At 35.3% G+C, this 21,787-nt stretch carries 19 protein-coding genes and 2 tRNA genes; 14 read left to right on the top strand and 7 right to left on the bottom strand.

Annotated features, from left to right (window positions below):
* Window positions 1–23: 23 nt before the first annotated feature.
* Genes A8143_RS15940 through A8143_RS15930 form a run of 3 tightly spaced genes read right to left on the bottom strand, consistent with a single transcriptional unit; the run spans window position 24 to window position 1,941 of the window.
* Window positions 24–974 carry a hypothetical protein gene (locus tag A8143_RS15940; protein ID WP_066759930.1) on the bottom strand — a complete coding sequence of 317 codons (951 nt, stop codon included), beginning with the start codon at window positions 972–974 and terminating at the stop codon, window positions 24–26.
* A gap of 42 nt (window positions 975–1,016) precedes the next feature.
* Window positions 1,017–1,496 carry a DUF4199 domain-containing protein gene (locus A8143_RS15935; protein WP_066759929.1) on the bottom strand — a complete coding sequence of 160 codons (480 nt, stop codon included), beginning with the start codon at window positions 1,494–1,496 and terminating at the stop codon, window positions 1,017–1,019.
* A 34-nt stretch (window positions 1,497–1,530) separates the two neighbouring features.
* Window positions 1,531–1,941: a hypothetical protein gene (locus A8143_RS15930; protein ID WP_066759928.1), complete on the bottom strand. Its 411-nt coding sequence runs from the start codon at window positions 1,939–1,941 to the stop codon at window positions 1,531–1,533.
* A gap of 179 nt (window positions 1,942–2,120) precedes the next feature.
* Here A8143_RS15930 and A8143_RS15925 point away from each other — a divergent pair, with 179 nt between their 5' ends.
* The 5 genes from A8143_RS15925 to A8143_RS15905 all read left to right on the top strand — a co-directional run bounded on the left by A8143_RS15925 (window position 2,121) and on the right by A8143_RS15905 (window position 9,019).
* Entirely contained in the window at window positions 2,121–2,351 is a 231-nt protein-coding gene (locus tag A8143_RS15925) for a hypothetical protein (protein WP_066759927.1), read from the top strand.
* Window positions 2,352–2,499: 148 nt separating this feature from the next.
* Complete coding sequence (locus A8143_RS15920; RefSeq protein WP_070138576.1) at window positions 2,500–3,894, top strand: hypothetical protein; 1,395 nt, start codon at window positions 2,500–2,502, stop codon at window positions 3,892–3,894.
* A complete protein-coding gene (locus A8143_RS15915; RefSeq protein WP_066759924.1) occupies window positions 3,895–6,297 on the top strand; it encodes a WG repeat-containing protein in 2,403 nt (800 codons plus the stop codon).
* A 196-nt stretch (window positions 6,298–6,493) separates the two neighbouring features.
* A complete protein-coding gene (locus A8143_RS15910; RefSeq protein ID WP_066759923.1) occupies window positions 6,494–7,660 on the top strand; it encodes a T9SS type A sorting domain-containing protein in 1,167 nt (388 codons plus the stop codon).
* Between the two features lie 192 nt (window positions 7,661–7,852).
* Window positions 7,853–9,019, top strand: coding sequence for a T9SS type A sorting domain-containing protein (locus A8143_RS15905; RefSeq protein WP_083261426.1), 1,167 nt, complete (start codon window positions 7,853–7,855; stop codon window positions 9,017–9,019).
* 41 nt (window positions 9,020–9,060) lie between these two features.
* Here A8143_RS15905 and A8143_RS15900 read toward each other — a convergent pair whose 3' ends face one another.
* Both A8143_RS15900 and A8143_RS15895 read right to left on the bottom strand, forming a co-directional pair.
* The gene (locus tag A8143_RS15900) at window positions 9,061–10,530 is read right to left on the bottom strand and encodes an OmpP1/FadL family transporter (RefSeq protein WP_066759921.1); all 1,470 of its coding nucleotides are present in this window, start codon (window positions 10,528–10,530) and stop codon (window positions 9,061–9,063) included.
* A gap of 67 nt (window positions 10,531–10,597) precedes the next feature.
* Window positions 10,598–12,106, bottom strand: coding sequence for a hypothetical protein (locus A8143_RS15895; protein ID WP_066759920.1), 1,509 nt, complete (start codon window positions 12,104–12,106; stop codon window positions 10,598–10,600).
* Between the two features lie 78 nt (window positions 12,107–12,184).
* On the opposite strand from A8143_RS15895, the gene proS reads away from it, so the two are divergent.
* The 9 genes from proS (at window position 12,185) to A8143_RS15850 (ending at window position 19,352) form a co-directional block, all read left to right on the top strand.
* The gene (proS, locus tag A8143_RS15890; RefSeq protein WP_066759918.1) at window positions 12,185–13,663 is read left to right on the top strand and encodes a proline--tRNA ligase; all 1,479 of its coding nucleotides are present in this window, start codon (window positions 12,185–12,187) and stop codon (window positions 13,661–13,663) included.
* Between the two features lies 1 nt (window position 13,664).
* Window positions 13,665–14,369 carry a hypothetical protein gene (locus A8143_RS15885; RefSeq protein ID WP_066759917.1) on the top strand — a complete coding sequence of 235 codons (705 nt, stop codon included), beginning with the start codon at window positions 13,665–13,667 and terminating at the stop codon, window positions 14,367–14,369.
* An 89-nt stretch (window positions 14,370–14,458) separates the two neighbouring features.
* Window positions 14,459–14,530: transfer RNA gene (locus A8143_RS15880), tRNA-Glu, on the top strand.
* Between the two features lie 55 nt (window positions 14,531–14,585).
* Window positions 14,586–14,657: transfer RNA gene (locus A8143_RS15875), tRNA-Glu, on the top strand.
* Between the two features lie 80 nt (window positions 14,658–14,737).
* Window positions 14,738–14,989 carry a 30S ribosomal protein S20 gene (rpsT, locus tag A8143_RS15870; protein ID WP_066759916.1) on the top strand — a complete coding sequence of 84 codons (252 nt, stop codon included), beginning with the start codon at window positions 14,738–14,740 and terminating at the stop codon, window positions 14,987–14,989.
* 70 nt (window positions 14,990–15,059) lie between these two features.
* The gene (locus A8143_RS15865) at window positions 15,060–15,725 is read left to right on the top strand and encodes a uracil-DNA glycosylase (protein WP_066759914.1); all 666 of its coding nucleotides are present in this window, start codon (window positions 15,060–15,062) and stop codon (window positions 15,723–15,725) included.
* A gap of 4 nt (window positions 15,726–15,729) precedes the next feature.
* A complete protein-coding gene (gene hemE, locus A8143_RS15860; RefSeq protein WP_066759912.1) occupies window positions 15,730–16,767 on the top strand; it encodes a uroporphyrinogen decarboxylase in 1,038 nt (345 codons plus the stop codon).
* A 12-nt stretch (window positions 16,768–16,779) separates the two neighbouring features.
* Window positions 16,780–17,919 carry an OmpA family protein gene (locus A8143_RS15855; protein ID WP_083261425.1) on the top strand — a complete coding sequence of 380 codons (1,140 nt, stop codon included), beginning with the start codon at window positions 16,780–16,782 and terminating at the stop codon, window positions 17,917–17,919.
* A 110-nt stretch (window positions 17,920–18,029) separates the two neighbouring features.
* Window positions 18,030–19,352: an MFS transporter gene (locus A8143_RS15850; RefSeq protein WP_066759907.1), complete on the top strand. Its 1,323-nt coding sequence runs from the start codon at window positions 18,030–18,032 to the stop codon at window positions 19,350–19,352.
* A 158-nt stretch (window positions 19,353–19,510) separates the two neighbouring features.
* On the opposite strand, the gene A8143_RS15845 is transcribed toward A8143_RS15850, so the two are convergent.
* Together A8143_RS15845 and rfbA are read right to left on the bottom strand one after the other, a co-directional pair.
* Complete coding sequence (locus A8143_RS15845; protein ID WP_066759905.1) at window positions 19,511–20,842, bottom strand: O-antigen ligase family protein; 1,332 nt, start codon at window positions 20,840–20,842, stop codon at window positions 19,511–19,513.
* Between the two features lie 40 nt (window positions 20,843–20,882).
* Window positions 20,883–21,764: a glucose-1-phosphate thymidylyltransferase RfbA gene (gene rfbA, locus A8143_RS15840; protein WP_066759903.1), complete on the bottom strand. Its 882-nt coding sequence runs from the start codon at window positions 21,762–21,764 to the stop codon at window positions 20,883–20,885.
* Between the last annotated feature and the right edge of the window lie 23 nt (window positions 21,765–21,787).

Genomic DNA, 21,787 nt, shown 5'->3' with positions numbered 1-21,787 from the left:
TTATCAACTTGTTAAAATTTTAATTACAATCGGAATCCTAAACCAACCGAAACGCCAATTTCATTTCTCCCTACTTTATAGTCAAAAGAATTACTCAAATTAACATGATGTCCGTACGACATTCTAGCTTCAAAAACACTCCTTCCTCTTGCATATTGATAAACCAATGCCGTGTTTGGTACTAAATTGTACCCAAATTGACCTTCAATTCCGTAGTACTCGCCACCTACACCAATATACCCCCTAATCCCTCTCCATGTATAAACGGCTTTTTCATAAAAGGCCATTAAGGCATAATTTTTCTCCTTTAATGATGAAAAAACTAGTCCAATATTAGATTTAAAATTTCTTTTAAATGCTGTGTTGAACGAGTAGGATAATGAAACTGTTGAATAAATATCTTTTGTAAAGCGATACGCACTACCAACTGATAAATTTAAGGATTTGGTATAAAACGGCACCCATTCATAGGTTGGCTGTATCATCGCACATTCTTCAAGAGTTAATCCATTCTTTTCCGCCCATTGTGAAATTAAATTTTCATCCATATCATGTATATAATCGTATTGGAACTGAGAATTTATCCTGTTAGCCTGCTCCCAACCTTCCGTGTTCACTACAAGATATCCAACCGCGCAAACTTGATTATTTTCATCAATAAAACAAGGGCGTCTTTCATTTTTGACTTTCGTATTTTGAGGGAATTGACCTGCATGCGCATATTCATGCAATAAATCCAACATTTTGCTCCTTCTTATTTTTTGAAAAAACTGTAAATGATTTGTTGGAACACTTCGCAATAAATGCTCAACATAAAGTAAGTGATAACGGATTCGTTCTTGTTCGTATTCACCATCCTTTGCCTCTCGTCCTGTGATCAATTCAAACCCAGTGTTACCAACGAATTTGTTTATAGAATTCGCTTTTAAAAACCCAACAAATAGTAAAGTACTTAACAGTAATAAATATTTCATCTTTTTATTCGTGAGATGTTTAACCACCTAAAATTCCATAAATTAATTTTTCCGAATAAAAAATAAGGCAACTAATGCGCTCGTAAACACCCCCATTATTGGTGTAAACATAACTGTTTGTACGATATAACTTTCCATATTGAAATAGGCTCGAGCATCCTCTTCTGGCATCAGGTCGTTGGCTGTTGAATAAGCAATTACATTCTCAAAATAATCAGGTGAAATAACAGCGCTGGTTATATACTGCATTAACGGACTGAAAACTGTCACAATCGCAGTAATGATTAAACCGGTTTTAAATCCATTCCAATATGTCATTTTATTGGGATAATGTCTCTTTCGTTTATCTCTTAGTGCCAATATGTAAACTAAAATTGCCGGAATTGCGACGAAGTTAGTAATTACGGGATGTAATTCTATTCGTTCGTCATGAAAACCTAATACCCTTTCCATGAGCATCCAAGTCAACATCATTACTATAAAAATCACCGCCCATTTTAACTCTAATTTGATCGATTTCATTTCTGTAGGATTTAATAGTTTGTCCGAATATAGGTTATTTATTCACACGAATCAACTCATGCATCCGATCAAAAAGTAAAACCAGCACAATGACGCAAGCCGAAAACCAATCCCTTTGCCAAAAATGATAAAGCATGGCTAATAACACAAATGGTGTCATATAATTTACGGTATTTCTGAAAAGTTCGAGTCTACGTTTTTTCTTCCGAATTTCTTTTGAAAATTCATTTTCATAAGCTCTCCTCAGAAAGTAAATCAGTACATGTGAGCAGCCAATTAAGAAAGAAAACATTAGAATCAAAGCAAACATAACCGATTTGTAACCAACACCAGAAATGATGGTTGTAAGGTAGAAAATTGACAAAAACAATCCCACTAAAACCGTAAATGGGAGTATAATATTTTGCCAAATAAACTTAAATTTTCGCTTACTTTTCTTAGACATTTGTTCAAGAATTCCCCCTAATATAAGGTTTTTCTATGGACTGTTTTAAATTCAAGTAATTTTTGATACCTCAAAGAAATGTCGCATAATTTTTAACAAAAAATCATCCTAAATATAGATTTTCTCCTAAAATCCTTCATTTTTAACAGATTTCCATTAAATTAGGTCAAAATTATTAGATGAAAAGGAAAGGAAGACCGGCGACTAAACAAGCCGAACTAAAAGAGGGGTTTTACATTGAACTTAAAACAAAGGGGAACAATTCTCCAGTTAAAATAAGAAGAGAAAGCATGGCAGAAGTAGAGTTAGCTATGGAGCAATATGGTCGTAGCAAAACTGTAACATATCTAGGTCAAGTTAAAGGAGGTAAATGGCTAGATGGAAAAAATAAAGGCAAAAAGACCGCTTAGTTAATTTAATTGGACGACTAACCTCGTCACCTCATTAAATCTCCAAAAACAATGGATTTTAGAATTTTGATTGGTTAAAGCTTCTATTTTCACTTTGTTTGATATTTTTTGGTTACTTTTCTATTACCGATACATTTTTTCTAAAAGTATGCAAATTAGAAAAACCCAAATTTATGGATTATTTTTTCTTTTATTTTGGAGCTGTACTACTCAAGTAAATGAAAAACAAACATCCCATTCCGAGGCAGAACCTTCTGACATTGTATTTACACGTCAAACCTTAGCTTATGAACAAGAGAGTGTTATCGCTAAACCGTTCAAAGATATCGATGTACCGTATGAAATTCTTAATTACAATTCAAACAGAGGTTTAAACACAAGAATGCCATCAGGCACTACCATCAACATTCCACCAGATGCATTTAAAATAGATCCTTCTAAATTTGATTCAAAGAATATTAAAATTCATTATCGTGAGATGCATGATATTGTCGACATTATACTCACTGGTATCAAGATGGATTATAACGGCAGTGATTTTGAAACAGCGGGGATGTTTGAAATACGTGCATATGCTGATCACGAAGAGTTAGCTCTCAAGCCAGGTAAAGAAATAAGCGTTCAACTCGGCTCCTATCGCAATGGTCATTTCGATCATTTTTATATGAACGAAGAAAAGAAACAGTGGGAATTATTACCTCACGAAAAGCCAAAAATTAATCAGGCAAAAAAAGATGCTCTCACCGACATTAGACAGGATCAAGAAAATGCTGCTTTAGAGTGCTTTGCCGAACCCAGAGTCTTTAACCCAAATGAGGAGTATTTTGATCTTAACCTTCCCAATAATTTTAACCATTCTCTTTTTTCTGGGGCAATGTGGGTTTTAACAAAACCCGAGGAAGAAAGAGAACGATTCTTAACTGTTAGAAATGAATATGACAAAATAAATATCGTTCCTACCGATAGCTGTGGTAACTACCAGTTACTAATGATGAATAAATCTTTAAATAATAAAGAAGAACAAGTCTTTTCTGTTGCACCAGTCTGGCGAGGAAAACAATTAGACAAAGTCAAGAAAGAGTACAAAGCAAGTATCAGAGAATACAAAAAGAGATTAGCAGCGCTGGAAGCAGCAAATAAAGTCGCGAATAAAGAGGCTGAAATTCTCAGAGGTTTCAGAGTTAATCGAATGGGGATATACAATTGCGATCGAACAATTGAATATTTATCCTTAATTCCAGCAGCAATAGTTTTAACTTGTAAAAAGAAAATAATGTCCTGGTGGTACATTACTAATAATAAACAAATTGCTATAAAATATTATTCGCCTGAATATCCCGATTTTAAATACAATCCTTATTCTGAAAGCTCAATAATCGCAATACTTGAAGATGGTTCTGTTGCTACGGCGGATAGCGAAATGTTCCATGATGCGATAGACCAACTAAAGGCTAATGAGAAAAAAATTCACATCCATTTTGAAGAAAGTTCTCAACCGATAATGAACAAGAAGGATTTTGTTGACTGTTTAGCGAGTAATTAAATGAAAACGATTTCAAAAGCGCTGGTCCTAATTTGGTTATCTTTAACCTTTAAATCTATTGGTCAAACATCGCAAAAGTATGGAGTTCCATTAGATTCCTCAGGATATAAAGCATTATTCGACTTAAGTGGAAGCAGATTGAGCGATTGGGCAAAAATTGACCATATCGATTTTCATTATAATACCCCAAATTTGATTTATACCCATCGAGGTAAAAAGGGTATTATTTCGAGGGACCTTCAACCGTTAACAAAACCTATCTATAACACCATTAATAGCTATAACGATCATTTCTTGGCTGAAAAGGATAGGGTGTTAGAAATCCTTGATGATAAAGGCGAACAAATATTACTCATAAACAATTTCTTATCGTTTGAAAAAAATGAAGATTATACAAAGAGGAGCAATCTGATTATTAGAACAACTGATGGTGTGGGTATTCTAGACTCCGATTTTAAATGGTTATATCAACCTCAATTTATCGAAGCTTTTTATCTAAAAAACACAATTTATATCCAAAATGCTTTAGGATTTCAGTTCATAGATAAAACGGATAAAATTGTTCATTGTAACGCTTCTTCTATCGGTTCATTTAATCAATTCATAATTGAAACCTGGGATGACAACAAAAGGAAGACTTTTTATCTTAAAAACGGAAAAAAAATTCCTCAATCAGACTCTTCATTGGTGTTTATTAGTGAATTTAACCTTATAAAGGTATATCAAAATGGAAAGGCTCAATTATACGATTTCAATCTAAATTTGATTCTCAATTACAATGGAAACGATATCTTTCCGCTGAGCATTGGCATGTCCTCATCAACAAATTCAACTCCCAAATTTTTCGCAATTAAAAATAAGGATAGAATTGGTTTAGTTAATAGTGAAAATCAAATTATTTTACCTTTTGAGTATGAACATATAACCTGCGCAAATTCAAACCGTTTTATCGTTATGAAAGAAGGTCTATTCGGCATTGTCAACCAACGTAACACCATAATTGTCCCAATTAAATTTACTTCAATTCGACCGATACAAGAACACTTTATTCTGACCGATAAAAAACAGAGAGGCTTAGTTAATAATTCAGGTGAAACTATAGTTCCTATTGAGTTTGATTATTTACAGATCATGAATGATTTTGTAATTACCCAAAAAAATCAAAAATATGGAGCTTATTTATTAAACGGAATTAAAGTACTCGACCCAAGAATGGATTACGCACTCAGCCTTAATGGAGGAATACAATTTAAGAGTTCAGCGGGCTATGCAATGGTAAACAGTAAAGGGCTAATTACTCCATTAAATTGTCAAGAAATAGTTCGCAAAGGAAATCTTGTAAAATATTATTTAGCAGACCGAATTGTGATGCATAACCTAGAAGAGGAAAGTGTGGTTGACACTACGATTTACCCTTTAAAAAAATCAATTCAACAAAACCGGCTAAAAAGAAACTCAAAAATATGGATTGAAGAAAGTAATTCACTAACATTTCAGGACCAACTTACAGGGAAGTATGGAGCCCGCAGCAAACATATACCAAATTACACCATTCAACCTCAACTTTTTAACGTGATAGATTTTAGTCATTTAAATTTTGGTAAAAAGGATTCTGCAAACCTAATAAGCTTTGACAGCATTCAACTGATGCATAAAGAATTGATAATACCTTTTAATGGAAATTTAAATTATATCGACAACCCACATTTAGCACTTTCAAAAACGAACTATAGCATCAACGATCATTTCCCAATATTGAACAAAGAATTTCAATGGCACACACACTTTGGAAGAGAGCAAGGCAAGTTTCACTATGTGCATCGCCCCAACAACGATTTTTTATTGCAACTAATTTCAGGCACTTTAAACTTCGACGAAGGAAATGAGCTAATGACCTATCGCGATTTTTTTGAGATGATTAACTCACTGGACAATTTCATCATCCATTCAACTGAAGTATTTAAATTAATGGCAAGTTCTCCTGTCATAAAAATAAAGAATCCTGTTTGGAGCGTACATCAGAGAAAGAAAAACAATCAATTTATACGGATTGGTTTATACCGTGATTTTTTTGTTTCAAATAAAGATTTCATCATTCTTGAAGGAATGAGTGGCACAAGGCAAATATTAAGTAGTTTAGATCATGAAATAGCCCTTACTCAACAGGATAGTATAGTTCCACTTTCAGATGATGACTTTCCCTATTTCAAAGCTAAAAACAATTCAGACTGGTATTTATATGACCGTAATTTAATCAAGGTTTTCGATATTTCATTCGACGAGATTGAAATGATTTCTAGTGGCATCTTTAAACTTACCAATAAATCAGATGTTATGTATTATAGTGGTCAAGAACTAATCTATCATTACTCACACAAGGACAGTGTCGTCACAAACAATTAGACTTGTTTTATTTTTAACGATTTGACTAACAAAACGTTAAACATAAATCTAATGCAACCTTTAACCGTCAGAATCGTTTTTAACATAACCGCAACTTACCTAATTAACAGCAAAATAAAAGTCTTTTTCGCTGTTAATACTATAAATGTTTTGTATTAATCTTCTGAACCTAACATTTTAAATTAAAATAAGTAGTATGAAAAGAAACAGACTAAAATTGTCTCTATTTACAGTTACAGCTGTCTTTTTTGGGACAAGTTTAAAGGCTCAATTAGTAGACGATCGCGCCTTTATGATTGGAGATTTTGTTGAAATTGGAATTAACCCATCCGGATACGAAGGTGCGGAATTGGTTGATACCATTCCTACGCATGCGAGAGGATTTACTGGAAAACTAGGTTTTGTAGCTAATCCTCAAGCTGATGGTTGGATAAATTATGACGGTGATTTTTATTTACCCGGGAGTCCAGAAAATGGTTTCGGACTTACCTACACTTTACTTGACTCCACGTATCATCGTGCAAATAATGCAATGGGGCTAGCAGATATACCTGGATCAATCACATCTGTTATAGATAATGTTGATTCAACTATAGTCATTTGGGAAGGAACCATTGATGATTTGGAGATTGATGTGATGTACGAACTGCAAAAAGATCAACATAGCTATTCCACAAAAATTAGCATAACAAATGTTGGTACTGAAACCTTCACTGACATGTATTACTACCGAACGCTTGACCCCGATAATAATCAGGACATTGCATGGGGGTTTGCTACCACAAACACAATTGAAACACAAGCTGGCATGTCCGACGATACAGTTCGTGTAAGCGCAGTAAGCGATGTGACATGGTTGTCAGAGATGGTTTTTCATACTTATGGAGCTAATTGGCGTGGTTTTACAGGAGGATTCTCTAATAGAAACGGCAGCGCAATGTGGAATGGAACCGCGAGTATAAATGTAGATGAAGGTTATTCCAACACTGCTGATCAAGCTATTGGACTTGCTTATAAAGTAGGAACGCTGGCTCCCGGTAAGGCAGGGAGTGATGTATTCTCTTTCGAAACTGTATTCAATAGAGAAGAATTTTATGCAGCTATGGAAGAGGACGATAGTGGAATCAATGAATACAACCTAGACTTTAAACTCTTTCCTAACCCAACAGAAAACAAAACAACGACAATAACTGTTGACGGTAATTTTGAATATCAAATCATTGATGCAAGTGGAAAACTTGTTAAGACGGGGTATGGAAACAATGTCAAAAAGCTGGACCTCAATGCACTCGACAATGGCATTTACATCATTCACATTCAACAAGAAGAAAAAATAGCGAAACAAAAAATTATTCTTCAATAATACCAATGCTTAATAATTCAAAGGAATCGCATCTTATTGGGTGCGATTTTTTTTTGTAAACACCTGTAGAACAAATTTTTAGATTAAAAAACAAGTATTATTTCAATGTTTTTACTTATCTTTCTGAAAATCAAAACTTCCATGGATCTTCTGCTAATTATATGATTCAATAATAAACCTAATTAAATAACTATGAAAACAAATAAACTCAAATTTTCGTTTTTTATAATCTCAACCTTATTCATGAACTCAAGCCTAATCGCTCAATGGTCAGGTGATAAAGCGTTTATGATTGGTGACTATGTTGAAATTGGCATTAATGCTAACGGCTATGAAGGGGCTAACCTGGTAGACTCCATCCCAACACATGATCGAGACGGATTCGGTCAACTAGGATTTGTATCCAACCCAAAAGGAGATGGTTGGATTGAATATAACGGAGACTTTTACATGCCTGGAGTAAAAGAAAATGGCTTCGGTTTGACTTTTACCATACTTGGCGGAGAGCGTGAATACGGAAATAACGCTGTTGGACTGAACGAAATTCCTGGAGAAATAATCGATGTTGTTGACAATTTAGATTCTACAATAATTATGTGGGAAGGAATGGTTGATAGCCTCAAGATAGCTGTAACTTATTCACTAAAAAAAGACGAGCATTTTTATACCACAACAGTTAGTTTAGCAAATCTTGGACCTGAAACAATTTCGAACACTTATTATTACAGAAATATAGATGCCGATAACAATCAAGATCTTGACTGGGGATTTGCTACATTAAACACAATAGAATCTCAAAGCGGCATGTCGGATGACTCTGTCATCATCAGTGCGATAAGTGAAGGTGATTGGGTAGCAGAACTTATTTTTAATGCATATGGCCCGGAATGGAAAGGGTTCTTTGGCGGGTTTAGCAATAGAAATGGGCGAGTTATGTGGCATGGTTTGGATGGATTAAACGTTGAAGAAGGAAGTTCCGCTCTTTCAGATCAAGCCTTCGGACTATCCTACTATGCGGGTGATTTTCCTCCAGGTAAAGCAAGTGCTAAAACATTTTCATTTGAAACAGTATTTAACCGGGAAGCATTTTACAGTGCTAAGGAGGTAGACGATAGCTCAATTAACGAGTATGAACTGGATGTGAACATCTATCCAAATCCTGTAAATAATAATCATGTAACTATAGCGTTGAAAGGGAACTTTAATTATCAGCTCATAGACTTAAAAGGTCAAGTCATTTTTAATGGAGCTGGATATAATACAATCAATTTGGAGCTTGAAAACCTCGATCAGGGAATTTATATTATTTCATTGGAACAAGGGAATCGCTCAACAAAACAAAAATTAATTGTTCAATAATTATGCTTATAAATCGCATCATTTAATGGTGCGATTTTTTTTTAAAACCTAAATCCTACAGAAAATTTAAATGAATAATTTGAAATATCAAATGCCGCACGACTACCATTCATAGTAGGATCATATGCATAGTAATTTGTTTTTTTTGACAATAAAACAGTTGCAAAATCAGCATATACCTTACCCCAATTATACCCTAATCCCCCCGTATAAAAAATAGTTGGTGAAGCCGCATTTCCTTTTCCATCAACATAAGGTGAACTGTAATAAGCAATACCTCCTCGAATATATGATTGTTTACTTAAACGCCCTTCAACGCCTAATTTGTAGTTTAAAGTTGACTTATAAAGATTTGCCACTTGACTGTTCTCTAAATCAAAAGAATACGGTGCATCACTATATCGTTTCGAAGCTAAAATTGATTTCCCATAATCAACATATTCAATATCTAAACCAATCGAACCTAGCTCCCACATTATAGCTCCAATGGAAAGATTTGCTCGAGCCGGCGTAGTAATACGATAATCAAAAGAACCTGTTGGAACATATTCAGGATCCACAAATTTCTCCCCATCATCAGTCATTGAGGTCATATTATTGGTCCAACTATCTGATAGATTAAATAGTGTTGGCAATTGACCTGATAAGCCAACGCTTAACCATTCAACAGGTAAATAGACAAATCCAAACCTTGCATTATATCCCCATCCCTCTATATCTAACTCTCCTGTATAATTAATTCTTTGTAACCAAAGAGCTGTATCTGTATAACTTTCTATATGTTGAAACTGGCTATTATAGTTTACTTTGGTGAAATTTATTGCACCTCCCACATAAACTTTATTCCCATAATTCCCACTTAAACTAAAACTATAAGTATTCATACCTCCTTTATTAGTGATAGTCCGATCATGAATGGCTTGTCCTGAAGTAAAGTCTGTGACGTATTGATTTCCAGGAGCAGGATCCATGGCAAATACATCGTAAGCTAGTCCTGCTGTAAAGGGAAAAAAATCATAGATTAAACTATCTGGTGTACCATTTGCCTCATTAATAAAAGAATGAACAATTGACGAATCTGCTGTCCCTTTGTAACGAGAACGTTGTTGGAATGATTTTACTCTTGTCATCCCCATACCTAATTGAACGCTATACCAATTATTAAATTTTTTAGGGTCCAATTCATAAGCTTTCACATAAGATAAATTACTGAAATTGCCAGCCACCCCTCTATCATTAGTATTTGCCCCATAATAATTTGCAGTAGTTCGTGGGTTTTCAAGGTTAAACGTTGCTGAAAAATTAGACTTTCTGATTCGAGCCAAACTTGCGGGATTTTGCATCACAGCACTAAAATCTCCTCCTAAAGCACCCATCGCTCCAGCCATCGCAGTACTTCTCGCTGTTCCATCAAAATATATCTCAGAATAACGCAATGCATCCTCTTCATTTTGAGCGTACCCTATTGTTGTACTCATCAACAAGATTATTATTATTGAAATTTTATTCATATCACTAGCTTTTGAAGTCGCAAATTACGAGCAACTACAGGTAAATCATTTTTTCATTATCGGGTATCTATCTCCTTCTTGATGTAGATGATGATCGACTGCTACTTGATGATGATGATCTAGTTGAACTACTTCTAGAACTAGAACTCGACCTGTTTTGATAAGTAGCATTTGTATTTCTATTCGAATTTGACGTATTATATGTTCTAGTATTTGATGAACGATTCGTTGATGATGGTTTGGAGTAAGTGTTGGAATTAGAACGGGAAGTGCTATTTGATCGATAATTTTGATTCCCATTACTAGTTCCATTCGTACGCGTGTATTTTTTTGCAGTACTCACTCCATTCGTACCAGTTTTTGGCTGACTATATCCTGAATAAGATTGATTTACGCCCGAATTTGAACTAAACCTGTTTGTTGCAGGTTTTGCTGAGATATTATTATTCGATGTAGCAGAATTTGTTGGACGAAAATTTTCATTTCGTGTCGTTCCGTTTATACCTGTATTTGTCCCTGTAGATTCTGCACCAAGATGCATAAAATTATTTCCTTCGTTTCGCGAATTAGTGGTATTGTTAGATGCTGCTGCATTTGTTCGATTCACTTTCGTTGAAGTATAATCATTATAAACCGTATTACCACTTCCTTTAACTGTCCGTCCATCAACCTTTCCACTGAGCCCTTTATCGCCTTCTAAAACTTGAGCGCCATTAAATGTATTCGATGGTTTTTCTTTTTTTTCAACCGTACTTGATACAAAATTTGGATTCTTGGCTACAGTCGCCTTAGCCGAAGAGTAAGCGTCAAACGGCTTACTCGAACCCTTTGGTTGATCTACCTGAGACATTACTGTGTGCTCATAGGTGGAAGTATTGGACGAAGTCGAAGTCGCACTTCTACGGTGTCCATAATGATGATTATTGTTACTCGCCACAACATGACCGCCATCGCCGCCGCCATAAGGATTACTATAATAACCATTCCCAAAATAACCGTAGCCGTAGCCATAACCATAATAAGGATGTCCATACCCCATAAAATAAGGATCATAAAATCCATGACCATACGGACCATAATACGGAATATTCCATCCATAATAAGGACTGTGCCATCCTCCATTATAACCATAAAAATTACCGTATCCATAACCAAATCCTATGCAGTTTCGATACGGTCTATACCTCCATCCCCAAGGCGAATAGGAATAATTATTGAATCCCCAGTAATAATTATTGGTATAATAAACCGAATAATCTGACCATGGCGCTGGACCATTATTGTAACGACCATAGTCATTCGAATTATTATAAATATTAATATCACCTGAATTGGTATTGTAGCTATTATATCCATTCATATAACTTGCATTATTCGACTGAAAAGCACTACTGTCCACTTCTACTTGATATTTCGACTCGCTATTTTTAACATAGTCCGCGTAGCCTAAATCTTCGTTTGCCTTCACCTCAGGTTGCACAACTTCAACTTTTGAATAGACATCATCATAGACTTCTTTTGTCCCTATACATGAGGTCAAAACAATTAGAGGTATTAGATATTTTAAATTTTTCATAGCTTTATCGATTGGAATGGATGAAACTTATAATTACATTTGTTTTCAAATACAAAAGATACAAAAATTATACCAAAAATGGCCGAAAAAATTACTTCACGCCAAGAAGATTATTCAAAGTGGTACTTAGATATTATTAAAACTGCCGACCTTGCTGAAAATTCAGATGTAAGAGGTTGCATGGTAATTAAGCCTTATGGCTTTGCAATATGGGAGAATATTAAGGCGGAATTGGACCGTCAATTTAAAGAAACGGGACACCAAAATGCTTATTTTCCATTGTTTGTGCCAAAAAAATTATTTGAAGCGGAAGAAAAAAATGCAGAAGGTTTTGCCAAAGAATGTGCGGTCGTGACACATTATCGTTTAAAATCGGATCAAGATAATCCAGGTAAACTTATTGTAGATCCAGAAGCGAAACTTGAAGAGGAATTAATCGTTCGTCCAACTTCTGAGGCTATCATTTGGAATACCTATAAGAAATGGATTCAATCGTATCGTGATTTACCGATTTTAATAAATCAATGGGCGAATGTTGTTCGTTGGGAAATGCGAACGCGTCTTTTCTTGAGAACAGCGGAATTTTTATGGCAAGAAGGTCATACTGCTCATGCAACCAAACAAGAAGCTGTAGCAGAATCTGAACAAATGCTTGAAGTCTATGCGCAATTTGCGGAAAACTTTATGGCAATGCCAGTCGTTAGAGGTATAAAATCAGAAAGTGAACGCTTTGCAGGTGCTGAAGAAACGTATACCATTGAGGCTATGATGCAAGATGGAAAAGCGCTTCAATCAGGTACGTCTCATTTCTTAGGTCAAAACTTTGCAAAAGCCTTTGATGTTAAATTCTCCGACAAAGAGGGAAAACAGGATCATGTTTGGGCGACATCTTGGGGAGTTTCAACTCGTTTAATGGGGGCACTTATTATGTCGCATTCAGATGATTTAGGACTCGTTTTACCACCAAAATTAGCGCCAATTCATGTCGCTATTGTTCCTATATTTAAAGGTGAGGAGCAATTGACATTAATTCAAGAAAAAATTAACCCAATTATAAAAAGCCTACGCGTAGCTGGACTAAATGTAAAATTTGACGATGATGATCAAAAACGTCCAGGATGGAAATTTGCGGAATATGAGGCAAAAGGAGTACCCGTTAGACTTGCTGTAGGTGCTAGAGATTTAGAAAAAAACCAAATCGAAGTTGCAAGACGTGATACGCAAGAAAAAGAATCAATTTCACTTGATAATGTTGTTGAACATGTTGTAGATTTAATGGAAAAAATCCAAAACAATATCTATGCTAAAGCTCAACAACGCATGGAAGCTCAAACACAAAAAATTGATTCTTACGATGAATTTAAAACTAAAATAGAAAATGAACCTGGTTTTTACCTCGCTCATTGGGATGGAACAGTAGAGACGGAAGAATTAATTCAAAAAGAAACAAAAGCAACTATTCGCTGTATACCGTTAAATGGAGAAAAAGAAGAAGGAATTTGTATGGTCACGGGAAAACCATCAAAACAACGCGTAATTTTTGCAAAAGCCTACTAATATGGATGAAAAAAAATTCGCAGAACATTTGGATAAAGGAAGAACCTACTTATCGCAACTCCTCAACAATAAAACAAGTGTTAAACTCGATGTTTATCAAAACACCTTAAATTGGTTCAAAGTATTCAAAGACGAACTAAAAGAAAGCGTTGAATTAATTCGTAAAGACATTCCTGATGCCCGCGTTCGACTTAGGGTTATTGAAAAGGGAGACACGGATGTTGAATTGTATATCGGAAGTGATGCTATTGTTTTCTCTATGCATACTAATATTTTTCAGCTCGATGCGAACTCCTACTCTTCAAGAACTTCATACGTTCAACAGAACCCCATGAATGGTTACTGTGGCATTATCAATGTCTATAATTTTTTAGCTGACTCCTACGAATACAATCGCCTTCATGATGTTGGTTATTTAATCAGTAGAATATTTATAAACAGAGAAAGTCATTTTTTAATTGAAGGCAAAGGACAACTAGGATTTATCTATAAAGATTTCATGCATCAGATACTTTCCAAGGAAATTATACAAGATATTATTCTCCGTTTAAGTATTCATGCAGTAGATTTTGACCTTTATACTCCTCCTTATAAAGCGGTGCAAAAAGCAACTGTACAAGATTTACGAAATTTAAATCACAGCTCTAAACTAAAGACTGGCAAGCGATTAGGATTCAAGTTTGAATCAAGAGAAAATATTACTTAAAAAAAAGTGATTTTTTTGCTTGCAGTTAGAGAAATTAGACTTATATTTGCACTCCAAATTTGAAAAATCGATTTCGAATTTAAAGTATTGGCCCATTCGTCTAGTGGTTAGGACGCCAGGTTTTCATCCTGGAAACAGGAGTTCGATTCTCCTATGGGCTACGAATGTATTTTGGAGGTTCATAAACAATCAAAGACATTTAAAAATTAATGTAATGGCCCATTCGTCTAGTGGTTAGGACGCCAGGTTTTCATCCTGGAAACAGGAGTTCGATTCTCCTATGGGCTACACAACTTCTCCATGAGGAGTGAGAGAGAAAAGTGGTTAGGAAAAAATTAGATTAGAAAGAAAGATTAACGAAAGATATTATGGCAAATCATAAATCGGCATTAAAAAGAATCCGTTCGAATAACGCAAAGCGTTTAAGAAACAAGTATCAGCACAAAACTGTGCGAAATGCTGTACGTGCGTTAAGAGCTAATACAAACAAAAAAGAAGCTGAGGAAATGCTTCCAAAAGTGACTTCTTTGATTGACAAATTAGCAAAACGTCGTGTTATTCACAAGAACAAAGCTGCGAACTTAATTTCAAGCTTGACAAGTCACGTAAACGGACTTTAGTATTCTGAATAAAAAAGACTTGAGGTCTGGTGCAATAGCGCTAGACCTTTTTCTGTTTATACCTTAGGCAATGATAAAATTTACGGATAAAGGTTGGGAAGACGTTTTGAGAAAACAACTAGCGTCAGCTGAATATAAAAAACTGATTGAAAATCTATCAATTGCCTATTCCCAAAATTCAATTCTCCCAAAAAAAGAACAAGTCTTTAGGGCTTTCAATTTATGTTCGTTTAAACAAACAAAAATAGTTATTTTAGGTCAAGATCCTTATCCAACTAAAGGACATGCAAATGGTCTTGCTTTCTCCGTAGCTCCACATGTGAGCCCTTTACCCAAATCCCTCATTAACATTTTCAAAGAACTTAATCAAGATATTCCCACTAAAAATCGAACAGCAGGTGATTTATCAGATTGGGCAAAACAAGGAGTGTTATTATTGAATACAGTGCTTACGGTAAAAGAAGGGGAAGCAAATGCTCATGCCAATATAGGGTGGCAATTGTTTACCGATGAAGTTATCAAAACTATTTCTTCTAATTTGGACGGAATCATTTTTATCCTTTGGGGTAAACAAGCGCAAAATAAAACGAAATTGATAGATGAGAATAAACACCATATCTTAAAAAGCCCGCATCCTTCTCCACTATCTGCCTACAGAGGATTTTTTAATTCAAAACCCTTCAGTAAATCAAATGAACTATTAGCTTTGCAAGGTAAAGCTCCTATTAATTGGTAAAATTATGACAACATATCAAAACGATATTTTTTTAAGAATGATTAATGGCGAAAAAACGGAAAGATTTCCGGTTTGGTTAATGCGCCAAGCTGGTAGAATATTACCCGAATATCGTGCCGTCCGATCAAGCTTAAGCGGATTTAAAGAACTTGTTGAAACTCCTGACTTGGCAGCAGAAGTAACCATTCAACCTGTTGATATTTTAGGTGTAGATGCCGCTATTATTTTCTCTGATATTCTTGTTGTCCCAGAAGCTATGGGACTTCCTTACCAAATGATTGAAAAAAAAGGACCCTGGTTTGAAAACACCATTCGCTCAACAGAAGACCTGAGCAAAATTTCCGACCAAATCGACATAGAGGACCGTTTAGGATACGTTTTAGAAGCGATTAAAGTCACAAAAAAAGAACTCAATAACCGCGTTCCTTTAATTGGTTTTGCCGGAGCTCCATGGACAATTTTTTGTTATATGACGGAAGGTGAAGGTTCAAAAACGTTCTCAAAAGCCAAACGAATTTTATATTCTCAACCCGACTTAGCCCACAAGATTTTAGACCAAATTACCAATGTAACAATAAAGTACCTAAAAGCTCAAATCGCAGCAGGGGCTGATGTTGTACAGGTATTTGACTCTTGGGCCGGTATCCTTTCTCCTTCTACTTATTCAGAGTTTGGAACGAAATATGTAAGAAGGATATGTGAAGCAATTAACGAAGTTCCCGTAACTGTTTTCGCAAAAGGTGCGTATTATGCCAGAAAGGAACTTTCAACCTTAGATTGCCAAACAATTGGTATCGATTGGAACATGGATATTGAAGAAAGTCGGAGAATTATTGGAATGGAAAAGACGTTACAAGGAAATTTAGATCCTTGCGTGCTTTACTCCGATTTTAACACAATTGAGAAGAATACAAAAAACTTGTTGAATTCTTTTGGTAATCGACGGCATATTGCTAATTTGGGGCACGGAGTTTATCCGGATACCGACCCTGAAAAGGTAAAGTGTTTTATTGAAACTGTGAAAGCACATTCAATTAATTAAAAAAATAGAAAAATGAAGAAAATTATTATTTCGTTTTTATCGTTAAGTTTAATGGTAAATTTATCTGCACAGGATATGAATAACCTGGTAGAGAACCCAAGTTTCGAGCAAACAGAGGGGCGAATCAAGCGAGGAGGAGCAATTGCAGTTGCAGTTGGTTGGATGTCACCTACTAAAGCATCGGCTGATCTGTTTGCTGGTAAAGTAAAAGAGGATTACGGAACGCCTAGTAATGAACTAGGAATGGAAGATCCACAAGATGGAGAAAATTACGTGGGTATTCGCGCATTTAGCTATAATGACAAAGAAGCTAGAACTTATATTTCATCAAGGTTAAAGCAAGTTTTGCGTAAAGACCAGAAATATTGTGTAACGTTTTATGTTAATTTAGCTGAAGCTTCAAAATATGCTTCCAACAATATCGGAGCTAACTTCTCAAAAAAGCAGTATAATATCAGCGAAGCTAAGAGTATTTTAACGCAAACACATGTTCAACATAAAGACAATCCTGTGTTTAGTGGGCAGTTTGGTTGGGATCAAGTTTGCGGAGTGTACAGAGCGGAAGGTGGAGAAAAGTTTATCACAATTGGTAACTTTTCATCGAACGGAAGCACTGAGAATAGCCGCTTAAAAAAGAGTAAAGACTTTTCTGGTGCGCAAGTAGTAAGTGCTTATTACTACGTTGACAATATTTCTGTTGTAGAAATTGATGAAGAATCTGATTGTAAATGCCAAGCAGATGACCGTACAGTTGAAACTAAATTTATTTATGAAGTTGCTCCAATGTCTATTGATGGATTACAACCTGAGCAAGTTGCCAGTCTTACCTCAGTATATTACGGTTATGGAGATGCTGAAATTTCTAAGAACAGTGAAGCTCACTTAAAAAACATCCTTACCATTCTATTGGAAAACAATAAAGCAAAAATAATGGTGACAAGTCACCTGGATGAAAATGAAGCTGAAGATCCTGAATTAACTAATTTGGGTAAAGAAAGAACTGAAGCAATTAAAGTTTTCTTGATGAGTAACGGTGTTAACTACACCAGAATCCTAACGGAAGAAAAAGGAAATACACAACCTGCAGATAAAGCACATAACGATCTTGCAAAAGCAAAAAACAGACGTGTGACCTTTACCTTCATTAAGTAAAAAACCAATATTATTTAATCAATCCCGTTTTCAACCATGGAAACGGGATTTTTTTTGCCCTCCCTTCAAAATCTTACTTATATTTAGGACACCATATAAAACCTACTTGTATGATTGTCAAAGGAGATAAAAAAACAATGAATGGCTGGGCCTTTTATGACTGGGCCAATTCTGTCTACCCACTCGTTATATCAACAGCAATTTTTCCCATTTTTTACGAGAAAATGACGAGCTCTTATGGTCCTAACGAAGAAGTAATTTCTGATTTGGTTACTTTTTTTGGGTTGGAAATTAAAAACACTGTACTCTACTCCTATGTTGTAGCAGCATCTTTCATTATGGTCTGTATTCTTTCTCCTATACTTTCCGGAATAGCTGATTATAGCGGAAGTAAAAAAAGGTTTTTACAATTTTTCTGTTATTTGGGTGCATTATCAACCGCTACCCTCTTCTTCTTTAATCCTGCGCAAATAGAGCTAAGTATGTTGTCTTTATTTCTTGCCAGCGTTGGGTTTTGGAATAGCTTAGTCTTTTATAATGCCTATTTACCCGAAGTAGCTCCACCAGAAGATCATGATCGCTTAAGTGCAAAAGGATTTGCACTTGGTTACGGCGGTGCCTCTATACTTTTAATTGCGTGCTTAATTCTAATTCAGATTGTTGGAATGCCGGCTAAATATGCCTTTATTCTAACGGGAATTTGGTGGATCGGTTTTAGCCAGTTTACTTATCGTATACTACCTAATGCTTCGAGTAAAAACAAAGTAACTGGAAAAATTTTAGGTAACGGGTTTCGAGAATTATTAAAAGTTGGGCATTTCATTCGAACCACAAAACGCTTAAAACGTTATTTAATCTCTTTTTTCTTATTTAGCATGGGCGTTCAAACCGTGATGTTAATTGCTGTATTATTCGCAAAAAAAGAAGTATTTGTAGGACCAAATGCTAATGAAGCCGGTTTAATTATAGCTGTATTACTCATACAATTTATCGCCATTCCAGGTGCGTATGCTTTTAGTTGGTCTGCAAAAAAAATTGGCAATGTAAAAACACTTGGTGTAGCCCTATTTATTTGGTCGCTTTGCTGCACATACGCTTATTTATTTGTCTATGACGAAATTAATTTTTACATCCTAGCAGGAATTGTTGGTTTTGTAATGGGAGGCACCCAAGCATTGTCCCGCTCTACATATTCTAAATACTTACCTGAAACAAAAGACACGGCGTCATTTTTTAGTTTCTATGATATCACGGAAAAAATTGGAATTGTATTGGGAATGATTATTTTTGGTTACGTAGAAGCTTCGTCAGGACATATGCGGACTTCTGTTTTGGCCTTAATTACATTTTTTATTCTAGGGTTTGTCGCATTATTCTTTATTCCAAAAGAGGAGAAATCAGGCGTACTTGAAACCGTTAAAAACAAAGTCTAAATTAAAAACAGAATAAGCATTAATATAAAACCAATCACCGCGTTAAATATTTCTTCCATGTCTCTGCTCATAACCTTTAATTTCTAACTTTGACCGTTAGATTAAAAAATGGTTTAAGCAATCGTACAGATTTTTTTTAATTGTTACTGACAAGAATTCTATTTTCCAATTGCGACTTCTGTGGGTAAAAAATCTTTGCCATGTAGGTTCGTCGCTAGAATCGTAAGAATGGTTAAGTAAATAATCGTGAAGGGGTTTAATGAAGCCACTAACCAAGACTCGTACATGATATTAAAACTAAGTCCTACTAAGAAAGCAAGAACTATATAATTATGACGCATACTGCGCAAAACAAGTGTTAATAAGCCTCCAAAATAAGCTATGACACCTAAAATTCCGTTATTGAGCCAAAAAGTAAGGTAACTATTATGTGCATTACCTTCGTGTCCAAGGCTGGACAAATGTTTATAGTTAGCGGCATACAAGTCTTCCGTATACCCAAATCCTCCTCCAATAAAATAATACGTATCTATTTGTGACCATCCAAAAACCCACGCTATTTTTCGCCCAGAACCCTCTTCTATTGATTCAATCCTAAAAAATTCTTCCAAACCAAAAAACTCAATTATATCAATTAACAACTCGAAAAACGGATCATTTAATATCAATAATGCCGCCACGGCAACCAAAGCTAAAAACCAATTGACTTTAATGATTTTATGTACAACATAAAACAATATCATACTGGTCATCGCATTCCGAGATCCACACCAGATAAGGGATAAAAGTAGTACTATAAAAATCAGATTGTTCTCTTTTCGCGTAAAGGTGGCTAACTTAAATTCACTTATTACGATCCATAAAACAAAGATTAAATTCAAAAATAGTCCTAATCCATTCGGATTTCCAAAAACGCCTTTAAACCTTCCAGTAGATAGGTTTCCAATATCCGGAGCTGCAAATTTTAAGACAATCCCAATCATTAACATCCCGATTACAAAGGTCAGCAATGATTTCCAAAACATCTCTTTGTATTGCTTATGCAAATACACCACAAAAAAAGGAACACACAAGTACATCAGTATGAATGAAATGGTTTTCTGAATACCTTTTGCCGGATTTGGACCAAGAGAAGAAGACAGGAGCGCAATCACAAAAAAGGGCACGAAATACAAAAATACCTGTGGAAGGGGGCGATACGAATTGCGTGACCGCAACAACATTCCAACTAAAAATAGTGGCATGAGCGGTTTTAAGTCTTTTGCAAACTGCAAATCATCATGCGTTGCATTTGCAACGGGCACATAATCGGAAAGAATGAGCATCCAAATCGTTAGAATAAACAATTCGAAAAAACGATTTTTTGTACCAAACAATAATAAAGCAATGGGTAAAAGCGCATAAATAATTGGTCCACCCCAAACACCGACAACATACAGAACTACGAGCGATAAAATAAAATGAAAATGCAGTTTATATGCAGCAACCATAAAATCAATCCAAATTTAAAAACGATCCCCTCGAACCTAACTAAAACGATAATTTACGTTTATCCAACAACTTCAATAAATACTGTCCGTATTGATTTTTAGCCAAAGGTTTTGCCAATTTTTCGAGTTGTGCAGCATCGATATAACCATTTCTATAGGCTATTTCCTCCAGACAAGAAACTTTCAAGCCTTGTCTTTGCTCAATTGAAGCTATAAAATTTGAAGCCTGTATCAACGACTCATGTGTACCTGTATCCAACCATGCCATACCTCTACCCAACAATTCAGTTTTTAAACTACCTTCGGCTAAATAACACTTGTTCAAATCAGTAATCTCCAATTCTCCCCTAGCCGATGGTTTTAACGTTTTCGCCTTTTTAACAACTGTATTATCGTAAAAATACAAGCCAGTTACCGCATAATTAGACTTGGGATCTTTTGGTTTTTCCTCTAATCCAACCACATTGCGCGCTTCATCAAATTCTACTACTCCATAACGCTCTGGATCGTTTACATAATATCCAAAAACGACGGCGCCAGTCTCTAAATTGGCTGCTGACCTTAGTATTTTCGGAAATCCATAACCATAAAAGATATTATCGCCCAAAACTAAACATACATTATCATCGCCAATAAAGTCTTCTCCCAAAATAAATGCTTGTGCTAAACCATCTGGAGAAGGTTGAATCTTATAGGTAATTTCTAGACCTAACTGAGAACCATCTCCCAATAATTCTTTAAAAACTTCTACATCGCGAGGCGTAGAGATAATCAAAATCTCGCGAATTCCAGCAAGCATCAATACCGAAACCGGATAATAAATCATCGGCTTATCATAAATCGGTAATATTTGTTTCGAAACCGCCTTTGTTAATGGATACAGCCTCGTTCCAGAACCTCCCGCTAATACAATTCCCTTCATGCTTATAAGTTTTTGATAAATTC

The sequence above is a fragment of the Crocinitomix algicola genome (genome assembly GCF_001661595.2).
GTDB lineage: Bacteria > Bacteroidota > Bacteroidia > Flavobacteriales_D > Crocinitomicaceae > Crocinitomix > Crocinitomix algicola.
Note: the sequence above shows the minus strand (reverse complement) of the source record. Positions and strands in the feature narration are given on the sequence as shown.